Source organism: Pseudomonas sp. NPDC090755, assembly GCF_044769005.1.
In the GTDB taxonomy this organism is placed as follows: Bacteria; Pseudomonadota; Gammaproteobacteria; order Pseudomonadales; family Pseudomonadaceae; genus Aquipseudomonas.
On sequence record NZ_JBIVXC010000001.1, the window covers coordinates 353,792 to 367,765 of the forward strand.

Sequence of the window (13,974 nt, forward strand, 5' to 3'; positions counted from 1 at the left end):
CCGCTCCTACACCGGTAGGAGCGGGCTTGCCCCGCGATTGCGGTGTGTCAGCCATGTCGCTTCGCGGGGCAAGCCCGCTCCCACCCAAGACACTCCCACCGGGCGATCACTCCGGCCAATGCCAGGCCGGCCCATCCAGCATCCCCTGGCCCGCCACCCGGGTCTGTCCCAGCTGTTTCTCCAGCACGATCGAATTGCAGGTCGCATCCTGCTCCAGCGCGGCCACCAGCCGCCGTGCGTGCGACACCACCCACACCTGACAATGCTCCGTGGCACGGATGATCAGGCGTGCCAGTGCCGGCAGCAGGTCCGGATGCAGGCTGGTCTCCGGTTCGTTGAGCACCATCATGGTCGGCGCCCTGGGGCTCAGCAGCGCCGCGACCAGTAGCAGGTAACGCAAGGTGCCGTCCGACAGCTCCGCTGCCGACAGCGGCCGCAGCAGCCCATCCTGATGAAACTGCAGGCTGAACAGGCCACCGGGCACGGCGTCGATGGTCAGGTGCGAGCCGGGAAAGGCATCGCTGATGGTGTTCCACAACGCCTGGGCGTCGCCGATCTCGATGATGGTCTGCAGGGCGGCGGCCAGGTCGCGACCGTCGTGGTGCAGCACCGGTGTGCGCGTACCCAGTTGGGGGCGTCGTGCCGGCGCCTCGCGGTCGGTGCGAAAGTGATCGTAGAAGCGCCAGCCGCGGATGCGCTCGCGCAGGTGCAGCACCTCCGGGGAGGAGCGCAGGTTGCCGACCTGATCGTAGAGGCTGTCGAAATCCGGCGTGTGCTGGGCCAGAACATCCCATTGCCGGCCTTCGCGGGCGCGGACCATGCCACCCTGGCGGTCAACCAGCAGGCTGGCCGGGCGATAGAGCGGGCCTGCCCAGATGCATTCACGTTTGATCTGCGGGTCGAGGGTGAAGCGCGAGGCAATGGGCGTGGACTTGCCCGGGAGCATGAAGTGACCGCTGGACGCGGGCAACCCCAGGCCAATGGCATAGCCGAAATCCTCGTCGGCAAAGCCCAGGCGCAGACGCTTGGCGTCCTGGCGCGGGCCACCCTCGACCGCGACCTCGCCGCGGCTCATGCGTCGGCTGATGCGTTCCGGCCCTGCCCAGAAGGTCGACTCCAGCCCGCCTTCACCGGCCAGTGCGTTGATCACCCCGCCCTGGGCGGTTTCGGCCAGCAGACGCAGGGCCTTGTACAGGTTGGACTTGCCGCTGCCATTGGGCCCGGTAATGACGTTGAGGCGGCTCAGGGGCAGCACCAGGTGGTTGATCGAGCGGTAGTTGGCGACGGCCAGGGTGGTCAGCATCACGGCGTCCTTGCGCGGGCGGTGGCGCTCCAGTATCGCCGATTGACCGAGCGCAAATGAATTGCGTTTGTCGCAAGCGGCGCCACAAACCCTGATCTACGCTAACACTCGCATCTCTATATCGATCTGGCACATGCAAGGAGCCTGCATGACGGTGTTGCGTACGGTATTGGTCGTCAGTCTGGGGTCGGCGCTCGTGCTCACCGGCTGTGGCGAGAAAAACACCGCTGAACTTGAACTTCGCCGAGTGGGCGTGCAACAGGTCCAACCCAGTGACTTTGCTGCCTCCGTGAGCCTCACCGGTGATGTCCAGGCGCGGGTACAGGCGGATCAATCATTTCGCGTGGGCGGCAAGATCATTTCCCGCAGTGTCGACGTGGGCGATCACGTGAAGGCCAATCAGGTCCTGGCCCGGCTCGACCCCAAGGACCTGCAGGCCAGTGTCGACTCGGCCAAGGCCGAGGTGTTCGCCGAGCAGGCACGGGTGACCCAGTCCAGCGCCGCCTTTGTCCGCCAGCAGAAACTGCTGCCCAAGGGCTATACCAGCCAGAGTGAATACGACTCGGCCCAGGCCGCGCTGCGCAGTAGCCAGAGCGCCTTGAAGGCGGCCCAGGCACAACTGGCCAATGCCCGCGATCAGCTCAGTTACACCGCATTGGTGGCGGATGCCGCTGGCGTCATCACCGAGCGCCAGGCTGAAGTCGGGCAGGTGGTGCAGGCCACGGCGCCAATCTTCACCCTGGCCCACGATGGCGAGCGTGATGCGGTATTCAATGTCTATGAATCCCTGTTGGTCGCGCCGCCGAGCAGCGAGACCATCATCGTCAGCCTGGTGGACAACCCGAAAGTCCAGGCTCAGGGCCATGTGCGTGAAATCACCCCGACCGTTTCGGCGCAGAGCGGCACGGTGCAGGTCAAAGTGGCCTTGCGTGAGGTGCCGGCGGGCATGGAACTGGGGTCGGCGGTCTCCGCCACGGGGCATGCCCGAGGCAAGCCGAGTATCGAACTGCCCTGGTCGGCGTTGACCAAGGCCCTGCATGAGCCAGCTGTGTGGGTGGTGGGCGAGGGCAACAAGGTCAGCTTGCGGCCGGTCCAGGTCAGTCGCTACCTCACCGGCAAAGTCGTCATTGCTGAAGGCCTCAAAGGCGGGGAAACCGTGGTGGTGGCGGGGGGGCAGTTGCTCACGCCTGGCATGCAGGTGGAAGTCGCACCGCTCAAGGACAGTGGGGTTGCCCAATGAAAACCGTCACCCTTGGGCTATGTAGCGCCCTGTTGCTGATGGGCTGTGGAAAAGAACCTGCGAAGTCGGAGCCGGTCCGCCCGGTGCTGTCGGTGATCGTCCAGCCGCAGATACAAGCCAACCTCGGGCGGTTCGCCGGCACTATCCAGGCGCGTTACGAGAGCACCCTGGGTTTTCGCGTGGGCGGTCGTATTGCCCGGCGCTGGGTCGATGTCGGTAGTGAGGTGAAATCGGGTGATAAATTGGCCAGCCTCGACCCGGCCGACCAGCTCAACCAGCTGCGCGCAGCCCAGGGTGACCTGGCCAAGGTCCAGGCGCAGTGGATCAATGCCCAGGCCGATGCGCGCCGCCAGCAGCAGTTGTTCGATCGCGGCGTCGGCGCCCAGGCGCAACTGGATGCCGCCCAGACCAATCTGAAAACCACCAGCGCGGCCCTGGAGCAGGCAAGGGCCGCCGTCAGCCAGGCGCGCGACCAGCTCGGCTACAGCGAGCTGCACACCGATCACGCTGCGGTGGTGACCAACTGGCAGGCGGAAGCGGGGCAGACCGTCAGTGCCGGCCAGCCGGTGGTCACCCTGGCCCGCCCTGATATCAAGGAGGCGGTGATCGACCTGCCAACTTACCTGGCCGAACAGTTGTCCACTGATTTGAAATTCGTTGTGGCGTCGCAACTCGATCCGACGATCAATACCACTGCAACCTTGCGCGAGCTTGAGCCCCAGGCCGACGCCGCCACGCGCACCCGCCGTGCGCGCCTGACGCTGGCCAATACCCCCGAGTCCTTCTACCTGGGCACGGCAATCAGCGTCACGCTCACCTCGACGGTGTCGCCCCGCAGCGAGCTGCCGGCTTCAGCCTTGCTCGAAGGTGATGGTCAGCCCCGGGTGTGGGTGGTCGATCCGCAGCAGAACACCGTTGCCGCCCGCGAGGTAAAACTGCTTGAACGCACCTCCGACAGCGTGGTGCTGGGCTCAGGTGTCCAGGCGGGGGAGCGCGTAGTAACCGCAGGTGTGAACAGCCTGAAACCGGGCCAGAAGGTCATCGTCAATGAGGAAGACCCACAATGAAAGGAAGCTTCAACCTGTCGGAGTGGGCGCTGAAGCACCAATCCTTTGTCTGGTACCTGATGTTCGTCGGCTTGCTGATGGGCGTGTTCTCCTACATGAACCTGGGACGCGAGGAAGACCCTTCGTTCACCATCAAGACCATGGTCATCCAGACCCGCTGGCCGGGCGCGACCCAGGATGAAACCCTCAACCAGGTCACCGACCGTATCGAAAAGAAGCTCGAGGAACTGGACTCGCTCGACTACGTGAAAAGTTACACCCGGCCGGGTGAGTCGACTGTCTACGTCAACCTGCTCGATACCACCCCGGCCAAGGACATTCCGGAAATCTGGTACCAGGTGCGCAAGAAGATCTCGGACATTCGTGGCCAGTTTCCCCAGGGCATCCAGGGGCCGGGGTTCAACGATGAGTTCGGCGACGTCTACGGCTCGATCTACGCCTTTACCGCCGACGGCCTGACCATGCGGCAACTGCGCGACTACGTCGAGCAGGTGCGAGCCGAGATCCGCGAAGTGCCGGGCCTTGGCAAGGTCGAAATGATCGGCACCCAGGACGAGGTGCTGTACCTGAACTTCTCCACACGCAAGCTGGCCTCGTTCGGCATCGATCAGCGGCAAGTGCTGCAGGCCCTGCAAAGCCAGAACGCGGTCACCCCGGCCGGGGTGATCGAAGCCGGGCCCGAGCGGGTGTCGGTGCGCACCACGGGCCAGTTCGCCTCGGAGAAAGACCTGGAGACGGTCAACCTGCGCATCAATGACCGCTTCTTCCGCCTGGCGGACATTGCCGACATCGAACGCGGCTACGTCGACCCACCTTCGCCGCAGTTCCGATACAACGGCCAGCCCGCCATCGGCCTGGGCATCGGCATGAAGGCCGGTGGCAACATCCAGGTGTTCGGTGCCGACCTGCACAAGATGATGGACCGGGTGATCAGCGAGCTGCCGGTTGGCGTCGGCGTGCACACTGTCTCCGACCAGGCCGTGGTGGTGGAAGAAGCTGTCGGCGGCTTCACCAGTGCCCTGTTCGAAGCGGTGGTCATCGTGCTGGTGGTGAGCTTCGTCAGCTTAGGCATTCGCGCCGGCCTGGTGGTGGCCTGTTCGATTCCGCTGGTACTGGCCATGGTGTTCATCTTCATGGAGTACAGCGGTATCACCATGCAGCGGATCTCCCTGGGGGCCTTGATCATTGCCCTGGGGCTGTTGGTGGACGATGCGATGATCACCGTGGAGGTGATGGTGACGCGCCTGGAAATGGGCGAAACCAAGGAGCAGGCGGCGACCTTCGCCTACACCTCGACGGCCTTCCCGATGCTCACCGGTACCCTGGTGACCGTGGCCGGCTTCATGCCGATCGGTCTCAATGCCAGTTCGGCGGGGGAGTACACCTACACGCTGTTCGCGGTGATTGCCGCCGCCTTGCTGGTGTCCTGGGTGGTGGCGGTGATGTTCGCGCCGGTGTTGGGCGTGCACATCCTCAGTAGCAAGGTCAAACCGCACAATGAAGAACCCGGCCGCGTCGGCAAGGCGTTCGAGCACAGCCTGTTGTGGTGCATGCGCAACCGCTGGCTGACTATCGTCGGCACCATCTTGCTGTTCGTGCTGGCGTTGTTCTGCATGCGTTTTGTGCAGAACCAGTTCTTCCCCTCCTCGGACCGCCCGGAGATCCTCGTCGACCTCAACCTGCCGCAGAACGCTTCGATCGAGGAAACCCGCAAGGCGGTGGACCGGCTGGAGGCAACCCTCAAGGGCGACGAGCTGATCGAGCGCTGGAGCAGCTACATCGGCCAGGGCGCAATTCGCTTCTACCTGCCACTGGACCAGCAACTGCAGAACCCGTACTACGCCCAGCTGGTGATCGTCAGTAAAGGCTTCAAGGAACGTGAAGTGCTGATCAAGCGCCTGAAACAGCGTCTGCGCGAAGACTTCGTCGGTATCGGCACCAACGTCCAGTCGCTGGAAATGGGTCCCCCGGTGGGGCTGCCGATCCAGTACCGGGTGATGGGGCCGGATATCGACCAGGTGCGCAAGCACGCCATCGCCCTGGCGGCCCTGCTCGACAGCAATGACCACATCGGCCAGATGATTTACGACTGGAACGAGCCGGGCAAGGTGCTGCGGGTCGAGATCGCCCAGGACAAGGCACGTCAGCTCGGCCTGTCGTCCGAGGACGTGGCCAATGTGATGAACAGCATTGTCAGTGGCACGCCGATCACCCAGGTGAACGACAGCATCTACCTGATCAACGTCATCGCCCGCGCCGAAGACAGTGAACGCAGCTCGCCGCAGACCTTGCAGAACCTGCAGATCGTCACGCCCAACGGCACCTCGATCCCGCTGCTGGCTTTCGCCACCGTACGCTACGAACTGGAGCAGCCGCTGGTCTGGCGTCGCGACCGCAAGCCGACCATTACCATCAAGGCCGCGGTTCGGGGTGAGATCCAGCCGACCGACCTGGTGCGTGAGCTCGAACCGCAAATCAACGACTTCATCAGCAAGCTGCCAGTGGGGTACACCGTCGAGACCGGTGGTACGGTGGAGGCGAGCGGCAAGGCACAGGGTCCGATTGCCAAGGTTATACCGCTGATGCTGTTCCTGATGGGTACCTTCCTGATGATCCAGTTGCACAGCGTGCAGAAGCTGTTCCTGGTGGCCAGTGTGGCACCCCTGGGGTTGATCGGCGTGGTCCTGGCACTGGTGCCGACGGGCACGCCCATGGGCTTCGTGGCGATCCTCGGGATCCTGGCGTTGATCGGTATCATCATCCGTAACTCGGTGATCCTGGTGACCCAGATCCACGAGTACGAGGAGCAGGGACTCTCCGCCTGGGCGGCGGTACTGGAAGCCACCAATCACCGTCGCCGACCGATCCTGCTGACCGCGGCGGCGGCGAGCCTGGGGATGATTCCGATCGCCCGGGAAGTGTTCTGGGGGCCGATGGCCTACGCCATGATCGGCGGCATCATCATTGCCACCTTGCTGACCCTGTTGTTCCTGCCGGCGCTGTACGTGGCCTGGTACAAGATCAGGGAACAATGAGGCCACATCGCAGGCTTCGCCAGCTCCCACAGGTTTGCAGGTCCTCTGTGGGAGCTGGCGAAGCCTGCGATGGCAATACCACAACACCGGAGCCATAAAAAAACCGGCGCACCAGGCGCCGGTTTTTTGTTTGCCGCGTCGACTTACAGCCCGTCGAGCAGCGCCTTGTTGCGCACAGCACCCTTGTCGGCGCTGGTCGCCAGCAAGGCATAGGCCTTGAGCGCGGTGGTCACCTTGCGTGGACGGGCTTCGACTGGCTTCCAGCCTTTCTTGTCCTGTTCCACACGGCGTGCCGCCAGTTCTTCGTCGCTGACCAAGAGGTTGATCGAGCGGTTGGGGATGTCGATCAGCACCTTGTCGCCGTCCTGCACCAGGCCGATGGCGCCACCCGCGGCGGCTTCTGGCGAAGCGTGGCCGATGGACAGGCCCGAGGTGCCGCCGGAGAAGCGACCGTCGGTGAGCAGGGCACAGGCTTTGCCCAGGCCCTTGGACTTCAGGTAAGAGGTCGGATAGAGCATTTCCTGCATGCCCGGGCCGCCTTTCGGACCTTCGTAGCGGATGATGACGATGTCACCTTCCTTCACTTCGTCGGCGAGGATGCCGCGCACGGCGCTGTCCTGGCTTTCGAAGATCTTGGCGTTGCCTTCGAACACCAGGATCGACTCGTCGACGCCGGCGGTTTTCACCACGCAGCCGTCCAGGGCGATATTGCCGTAGAGCACGGCCAGGCCGCCTTCTTGCGAGTAGGCGTGCTCGACACTGCGGATGCAGCCGTTCTCGCGGTCGGCGTCCAGGGTTTCCCAACGGGTCGACTGGCTGAATGCGGTCTGGGTCGGGATGCCGGCCGGACCTGCCTTGAAGAAGGTGTGCACGGCTTCGTCATCGGTCTGGGTGATGTCCCACTTGGCGATGGCTTCTTCCAGGCTGCGGCTGTGCACGGTCGGCAGGCTGGTGTGCAGCAGGCCGCCACGGGCCAGCTCACCCAGAATGCTGATGATGCCACCGGCGCGGTGCACGTCTTCCATGTGGTACTTCTGGATGTTCGGCGCCACCTTGCACAGCTGCGGCACCTTGCGCGACAGGCGATCGATGTCGCGCAGGTCGAAGTCCACCTCGGCTTCCTGGGCTGCGGCCAGCAGGTGCAGGATGGTGTTGGTCGAACCGCCCATGGCGATGTCCAGGGTCATGGCGTTCTCGAACGCCTGGAAGCTGGCGATGTTGCGCGGCAGTACCGACGGGTCGTTCTCGCCGTAGTAGCGCTTGCACAGCTCGACGATGGTACGACCGGCGGTGAGGAACAGCTGTTCGCGATCGCTGTGGGTCGCCAGGGTCGAACCGTTGCCCGGCAGGGCCAGGCCCAGGGCTTCGGTCAGGCAGTTCATGGAGTTGGCGGTGAACATGCCGGAGCAGGATCCGCAGGTCGGGCAGGCGCTGCGCTCGTACTCGGCGACCTTCTCGTCGGAGGCGCTGGAGTCGGCGGCGATGACCATGGCGTCGACCAGGTCCAGGCCGTGGTTGGCCAGTTTGGTCTTGCCGGCTTCCATCGGGCCGCCGGAAACGAAGATCACCGGGATGTTCAGGCGCAGGGCAGCCATCAGCATGCCGGGGGTGATCTTGTCGCAGTTGGAGATGCAGACAATGGCGTCGGCACAGTGGGCATTGACCATGTACTCGACCGAGTCGGCGATGATCTCGCGGCTTGGCAGCGAGTAGAGCATGCCGTCATGGCCCATGGCGATGCCGTCGTCGACCGCGATGGTGTTGAATTCCTTGGCCACGCCACCGGCGCGTTCGATCTCGCGGGCGACCAGTTGGCCCAGGTCCTTCAGGTGCACATGCCCCGGGACGAACTGGGTGAAGGAGTTGGCGATGGCGATGATCGGTTTCTTGAAGTCGTCGTCCTTCATCCCGGTGGCACGCCACAGGGCACGAGCGCCGGCCATGTTGCGGCCGTGGGTGGACGTTTTAGAGCGGTAATCAGGCATGAAGCACTCCTGGCGGCTAATCAGGTAACAAAAAGGGACGTGAGCTTCTCTTGTCCTTTGCACCGAAGGCAGGTGGCCGCTGGTACGGATGAAGCCGATGACGCCGCGGGATCGCCGCGCGCTCGGCCAGAGCTCATAAACCCGCCGGGGATGACTGGCGATGAATAGCCCGATTCTACACCGCTGCGGGCTGGAGGGAATGGCGTTGTGGATGGTTGACCGCTTTAATCCGCGCCGGTGAAACGCTGTGCAAAAAAAATCCCGGCCTATGTGCCGGGATTTTTGCTTTGTACCACTCAGCTGTTAGGCAGCAGACGGCAGATAATGCTCTTGATGTAGCGCGTCTCCGGGATTGCCGGGTGTACCGGATGATCCGGGCCCTGGCCGCCGCGTTCGAGCAGCTGGATATTGCGGTCCAGGTGACGGGCGCTGGTCAGCAGGATGTTCTGCAGGTCGTCTTCGGGCAGGTGCATCGAGCACGACGCGCTGACCAGGATGCCGTCCTTGCTCAACAGGCGCATGGCCTGCTCGTTCAGGCGACGGTAGGCGCCTTCGCCGTTCTTCAGGTCTTTCTTGCGCTTGATGAAGGCGGGCGGGTCGGCAACGATCACGTCGAAACGCTCTTCGGCGGCCTTGAGCTCGCGCAGGGCTTCGAACACGTCGCCTTCGATGCAGGTGACCTTCTCGGCAATGCCGTTGAGACCGGCGTTACGCTCGACGCCGTCCAGGGCAAAGCCCGAGGCGTCGACACAGAACACTTCGCTGGCGCCGAAGGCACCGGCCTGCACGCCCCAGCCGCCGATGTAGCTGAACAGGTCCAGTACGCGCTTGCCCTTGACGTAGGGGGCCAGGCGCGCGCGGTTCATGCGGTGGTCGTAGAACCAGCCGGTCTTCTGGCCTTCCATCACCGGTGCTTCGAACTTCACGCCGTTCTCTTCCAGGGCGACCCACTCCGGCACCAGGCCGAATACGGTTTCGACGTAGCGGCCCAGGCCTTCGGCATCACGGGCGGCCGAGTCGTTCTTGAACAGGATGCCAGTCGGCTTGAGCACCTGCACCAGGGCGGCAATCACCTCGTCCTTGTGCGCTTCCATGGTCGCCGAGGCCAGCTGGACCACCAGGATGTCGCCGAAACGGTCGACCACCAGGCCCGGCAGCAGGTCGGAGTCGCCGTACACCAGGCGGTAGAACGGCTTGTCGAACAGGCGCTCGCGCAGCGACAGGGCGACGTTCAGGCGGTGCACCAGCAGCGACTTGTCCAGGGCCAGCTTGCTGTCGCGCGACAGCAGGCGGGCGCAGATCAGGTTGTTCGGGCTCATGGCGACGATGCCCAGGGCCTTGCCGCCCGCGGTTTCCAGCACCGCCTGGTCGCCGGCCTTGAAGCCATGCAGCGGGGTCGCGGCGACGTCGATTTCGTTGCTGTAGACCCACAGATGGCCGGCGCGCAGGCGGCGGTCGGCATTGGCTTTGAGACGAAGGCTGGGCAGGGACATGACGTCGCTCCGGGAAAAAAGAGCGGGATTATAGCGCGTCGGCCGGGCGCCCGGCTCGGTCGACGACAAATAGCCGGTTCCGGTCTCAGCGGTTGGATCCCAAACAGTCCAAGAGGTTAGAATCGCCCCTCAGTCCCGAGTGTGTACTTATGTCCCAGGAACTCTCCGCCGAACAGATCCAGCAAGCCTTGCAAGGCATCAGTGTGCCGCCGCAGCCGCAGATCATGGTTGACCTGCAGTTCGAGCAATATATGCCCGACCCTGACCTGGAGGTGATCGCCAAGCTGATTTCCCAGGACCCGGGGCTGTCCGGCGCCTTGCTCAAGCTGGTCAACTCGCCCTATTACGGGCTGACCAACAAGATTGCCTCGATCCAGCGCGCGGTGAACCTGCTCGGCAGCCGTTCGATCATCAACCTGATCAACGCCCAGTCGATCAAGGGTGAGATGAGCGACGACACCATCGTCACTCTCAACCGTTTCTGGGACACCGCCCAGGACGTGGCCATGACCTGCCTGACCCTGGCCAAGCGCATCGGCTCCCAGGCGGTGGATGAAGCCTATGCCCTGGGACTGTTCCACGATTGCGGCGTACCCCTGATGCTCAAGCGCTTTCCCGACTACATGAGCGTGCTCGAGGATGCCTATGCCAGTGCCGGAGCCAACCAGCGGGTGGTGGACACCGAGAACCAGGTGTTCAATACCAACCACGCGGTGGTCGGCTACTACACCGCCAAGTCCTGGCGCCTGCCGGAGCACCTGAGCAGCGCCATCGCCAACCACCACAACGCCCTGGCGGTGTTCAGCGATGATTCGGCGCGCAACAGCCCACTGAAGAACCTGCTGGCGATCCTGAAGATGGCCGAGCACATCTGCGCCTCCTACCGGGTGCTGGGTAACCAGGGCGTGGACCACGAGTGGAATACCGTCGGGCACCTGGTGCTCGACTATGTCGGGCTTTCCGAGTACGACTTCGAGAACCTCAAACAGACCATTCGCGAGCTGGGCGGTCACTGATCCATGCCGGAACTCCCCGAAGTAGAAACCACCCGGCGCGGTATTGCGCCTTACCTGGAAGGCCAGCGGGTCAGCCGGGTGATCGTCCGTGACCGGCGCCTGCGCTGGCCGATTCCCGAAGACCTGGACATTCGCCTCTCCGGCCAGCGTTTCGTCTCGGTCGAGCGGCGGGCCAAGTACCTGCTGCTCAACGCCGAGGTCGGCACCCTGATCAGTCATCTGGGCATGTCCGGCAACCTGCGCCTGGTCGAGATCGGTCTGCCGGCGGCCAAGCACGAACATGTGGACATCGAACTGGAGTCGGGCCTGGCGCTGCGCTACACCGATCCGCGTCGCTTTGGCGCGATGCTCTGGAGCCTGGACCCGCTCAACCACGAGTTGCTGATCAAGCTCGGCCCGGAGCCGCTGACCGACCTGTTCGATGGTGAGCGCCTGTTCCAGCTGTCACGGGGCAAGTCCATGGCCGTCAAGCCGTTCATCATGGACAACGCGGTAGTGGTCGGGGTCGGCAACATCTATGCGACCGAAGCGTTGTTCGCCGCCGGTATCGATCCGCGCCGCGAAGCCGGGGGCATTTCCCGGGCGCGTTACCTGAAGCTGGCGATCGAGATCAAACGCATCCTGGCCTGCGCCATCGAGCGCGGCGGCACCACCCTGCGTGACTTTATCGGCGGCGATGGCCAGCCGGGTTACTTCCAGCAGGAGTTGTTCGTGTACGGGCGGGGAGAAGAACCCTGCAAGGTCTGCGGCAGCATCCTGCGTGAGGTCAAGCTGGGCCAGCGCGCCAGCGTCTACTGTCCGCGATGCCAGAAATGAGGGTGCTCAGCGTGGGCTGAGCACGGTGGACTCACCGACGCCACGCGGGTCGCTGGCGGCCTCCAGGGAGTTGGCCGACTTGTTCCAGTACAGCACTTGCTGGTTGCCGTAGGTCCGCCCCAGGTCCTTGAGCTGATAGCCGCGCGCCTGCAATTGGCGTTGTTGCGCCGGGCTGAAGGCGCCGGGCTCATGCTCGACCACGTCCGGCAGGTACTGGTGGTGGTAACGCGGCACGGCGGGCCAGTTGGCAACCGGCTTGCCTTCCAGAAAGCCCATCATCGACAACAGCACCATGCTCGGGATGCGGCTGCCGCCCGGTGTACCGAAGGCAGCGAACTGGGTGGGGCTCTCGATAAAGCTCGGGCTCATGCTCGACAAGGGGCGCTTGCCGGCGGCCACGGCATTGGCCTGGCTACCGGCCAGGCCGTAGCTGTTGCTGCCACGGGGATCGGCGGCAAAGTCATCCATTTCATTGTTGAGCACCACGCCAGTGCCCGGCGCGCTGAAGGCCGCGCCGAACGGCAAGTTGACCGACAGCGTCGCGGCTACGGCGTTGCCCTGGGCATCGATCACGGCAAAGTGGGTGGTGTGGTCACCTTCGCGCCAGGCCGGAGCAGGCGGCAGGCTGCTGCTCGGGGTGGCCTGGTGGACGTCGATGCTGGCGGTCAGGCTGTTCAGGTACGGGCGCGCCAGCAGCTGCGCCACCGGATTGGCCACGTAGTCCGGGTCGCCCAGCAGGCCACGGTCGCGGTAGGCCCGGCGCAGGACTTCCAGCACATAGTGGCTGCGCTGCACCGGCTCTGCGTTCTGCCAGGGCAGGCGCTGGAGCATGGCCAGGCTCTGGGCCAGGGCCACGCCACCGGCCGAGGGCGGTGGGGCGCTGATCAGCTCGCGCTGGTCGGCCAGTTGATAGCGCAGTGGCTCGCGCCTGGCGGTACGGTAGTTGGCGAGGTCGTCCAGGCTCCAGAGGCCGCCTGCGGCCTGGACACCATTGACCATGGCCTGTGCGGTCGGGCCGCCGTAGAAACCGTCACGACCCTGGTTGGCCAGGCGTTCGAGGGTCACGGCCAGCTCCGGCTGGCGAATCGTCGCGCCAAGGGCCGGCACGTCGTTGTTGCGCAGGAACAGGCGGGCGCTTTCCGGATCGTCGCGCAGGGCGCTCAGGCGCATGTGTGCCCGGTCGCGGTAGATGCGGTCGACGGCAAACCCCTGGTTGGCCAGGCGAATGGCCGGGGCCAGGGTGCTTCTGAACGGCAGCTTGCCGTAGTGCGCCGCGAGCTCGGCCAGTGCCGCCGGCAATCCGGGGATCGCCGCCGCGAGGGGACCGTTGATCGACAGGCCCGGCTGGACCTTGCCGTCCTTGAGGTACATGGTTTCGCTGGCCTTGCCGGGCGCTCGCTCGCGGGCGTCGAGGAAGGCATAGCGCGGCGAATCGCCCGCTTCACGCAGCAGGAAGAAACCTCCGCCCCCCAGGCCCGAGCCATAGGGCTCGACCACTGCCAGTGCGGCGCTGACGGCAATGGCCGCGTCGAAGGCGTTGCCGCCTTGTTCGAGGATTTCGCGAGCCGCGGCGGTGGCCTGGGCGTGCGGGCTGGCGATCGCCGCCTGGCCCGGGCCCTGTGCCTGGGCACAGGCAGCCCCTGACGCGAGCAGCGCGCCAAGCAGCAGCGGGGTCAGGCGGGCGCCAGGTCGCATCAAGCCTTGCCGGTGATACGGCGGTATTTTTCCATCAACTCGTCGTGGGTCTCGGGGTGCGCTTCATCCAGGGGGATGCAGTCGACCGGGCAGACCTGCTGGCATTGAGGCTCGTCATAGTGGCCGACGCACTGGGTGCACAGGTTCGGGTCGATCACGTAGATCTCTTCGCCCTGGGAGATGGCAGCGTTCGGGCACTCGGGTTCGCAGACGTCGCAGTTGATGCAATCGTCGGTGATGATCAGGGACATGGGGACTCCGGCCAGGGGCATGACCCTGGCATTTGAAAACCAATGGGCATAATTGTGCCGCATTAGCGCCCGC

10 protein-coding genes are annotated in these 13,974 nt (G+C 64.5%); 5 read left to right on the top strand and 5 right to left on the bottom strand.

Annotation, left to right across the window (positions count from 1 at the left end; all coding sequences use genetic code 11):
• Window positions 1-106: 106 nt before the first annotated feature.
• Window positions 107-1,303, bottom strand: coding sequence for an AAA family ATPase (locus tag ACIQUS_RS01710; protein WP_403042070.1), 1,197 nt, complete (start codon window positions 1,301-1,303; stop codon window positions 107-109).
• Between the two features lie 148 nt (window positions 1,304-1,451).
• Here ACIQUS_RS01710 and ACIQUS_RS01715 point away from each other — a divergent pair, with 148 nt between their 5' ends.
• From ACIQUS_RS01715 to ACIQUS_RS01725, 3 genes are read left to right on the top strand one after another with little or no spacing between them, the layout of a single operon-like run.
• Entirely contained in the window at window positions 1,452-2,543 is a 1,092-nt protein-coding gene (locus ACIQUS_RS01715; RefSeq protein WP_403042072.1) for an efflux RND transporter periplasmic adaptor subunit, read from the top strand.
• The gene (locus ACIQUS_RS01720) at window positions 2,540-3,610 is read left to right on the top strand and encodes an efflux RND transporter periplasmic adaptor subunit (protein WP_403042075.1); all 1,071 of its coding nucleotides are present in this window, start codon (window positions 2,540-2,542) and stop codon (window positions 3,608-3,610) included. Before ACIQUS_RS01715 ends, ACIQUS_RS01720 begins: the two co-directional genes overlap by 4 nt.
• Window positions 3,607-6,645: an efflux RND transporter permease subunit gene (locus ACIQUS_RS01725; protein ID WP_403042078.1), complete on the top strand. Its 3,039-nt coding sequence runs from the start codon at window positions 3,607-3,609 to the stop codon at window positions 6,643-6,645. The genes ACIQUS_RS01720 and ACIQUS_RS01725 overlap by 4 nt, the downstream gene beginning before the upstream one ends.
• A gap of 143 nt (window positions 6,646-6,788) precedes the next feature.
• Here the strand turns inward: ACIQUS_RS01725 and ilvD are convergent, their stop codons facing one another.
• Both ilvD and ACIQUS_RS01735 read right to left on the bottom strand, forming a co-directional pair.
• Window positions 6,789-8,630, bottom strand: coding sequence for a dihydroxy-acid dehydratase (ilvD, locus tag ACIQUS_RS01730; protein ID WP_403042081.1), 1,842 nt, complete (start codon window positions 8,628-8,630; stop codon window positions 6,789-6,791).
• A gap of 296 nt (window positions 8,631-8,926) precedes the next feature.
• On the bottom strand, window positions 8,927-10,123 hold the full coding sequence (locus ACIQUS_RS01735) for a class I SAM-dependent rRNA methyltransferase (RefSeq protein ID WP_403042084.1): 1,197 nt from the start codon (window positions 10,121-10,123) through the stop codon (window positions 8,927-8,929).
• A 203-nt stretch (window positions 10,124-10,326) separates the two neighbouring features.
• Between ACIQUS_RS01735 and ACIQUS_RS01740 the strand changes: the two genes are divergently transcribed.
• Complete coding sequence (locus ACIQUS_RS01740; RefSeq protein ID WP_403043021.1) at window positions 10,327-11,139, top strand: HDOD domain-containing protein; 813 nt, start codon at window positions 10,327-10,329, stop codon at window positions 11,137-11,139.
• A 3-nt stretch (window positions 11,140-11,142) separates the two neighbouring features.
• The gene (mutM, locus tag ACIQUS_RS01745) at window positions 11,143-11,955 is read left to right on the top strand and encodes a bifunctional DNA-formamidopyrimidine glycosylase/DNA-(apurinic or apyrimidinic site) lyase (RefSeq protein ID WP_403042087.1); all 813 of its coding nucleotides are present in this window, start codon (window positions 11,143-11,145) and stop codon (window positions 11,953-11,955) included.
• Window positions 11,956-11,961: 6 nt separating this feature from the next.
• On the opposite strand, the gene ggt is transcribed toward mutM, so the two are convergent.
• Together ggt and ACIQUS_RS01755 are read right to left on the bottom strand one after the other, a co-directional pair.
• Window positions 11,962-13,650: a gamma-glutamyltransferase gene (ggt, locus tag ACIQUS_RS01750; protein ID WP_403042089.1), complete on the bottom strand. Its 1,689-nt coding sequence runs from the start codon at window positions 13,648-13,650 to the stop codon at window positions 11,962-11,964.
• Window positions 13,650-13,901 carry a YfhL family 4Fe-4S dicluster ferredoxin gene (locus ACIQUS_RS01755; RefSeq protein WP_285861336.1) on the bottom strand — a complete coding sequence of 84 codons (252 nt, stop codon included), beginning with the start codon at window positions 13,899-13,901 and terminating at the stop codon, window positions 13,650-13,652. Before ACIQUS_RS01755 ends, ggt begins: the two co-directional genes overlap by 1 nt.
• Window positions 13,902-13,974 lie beyond the last annotated feature (73 nt).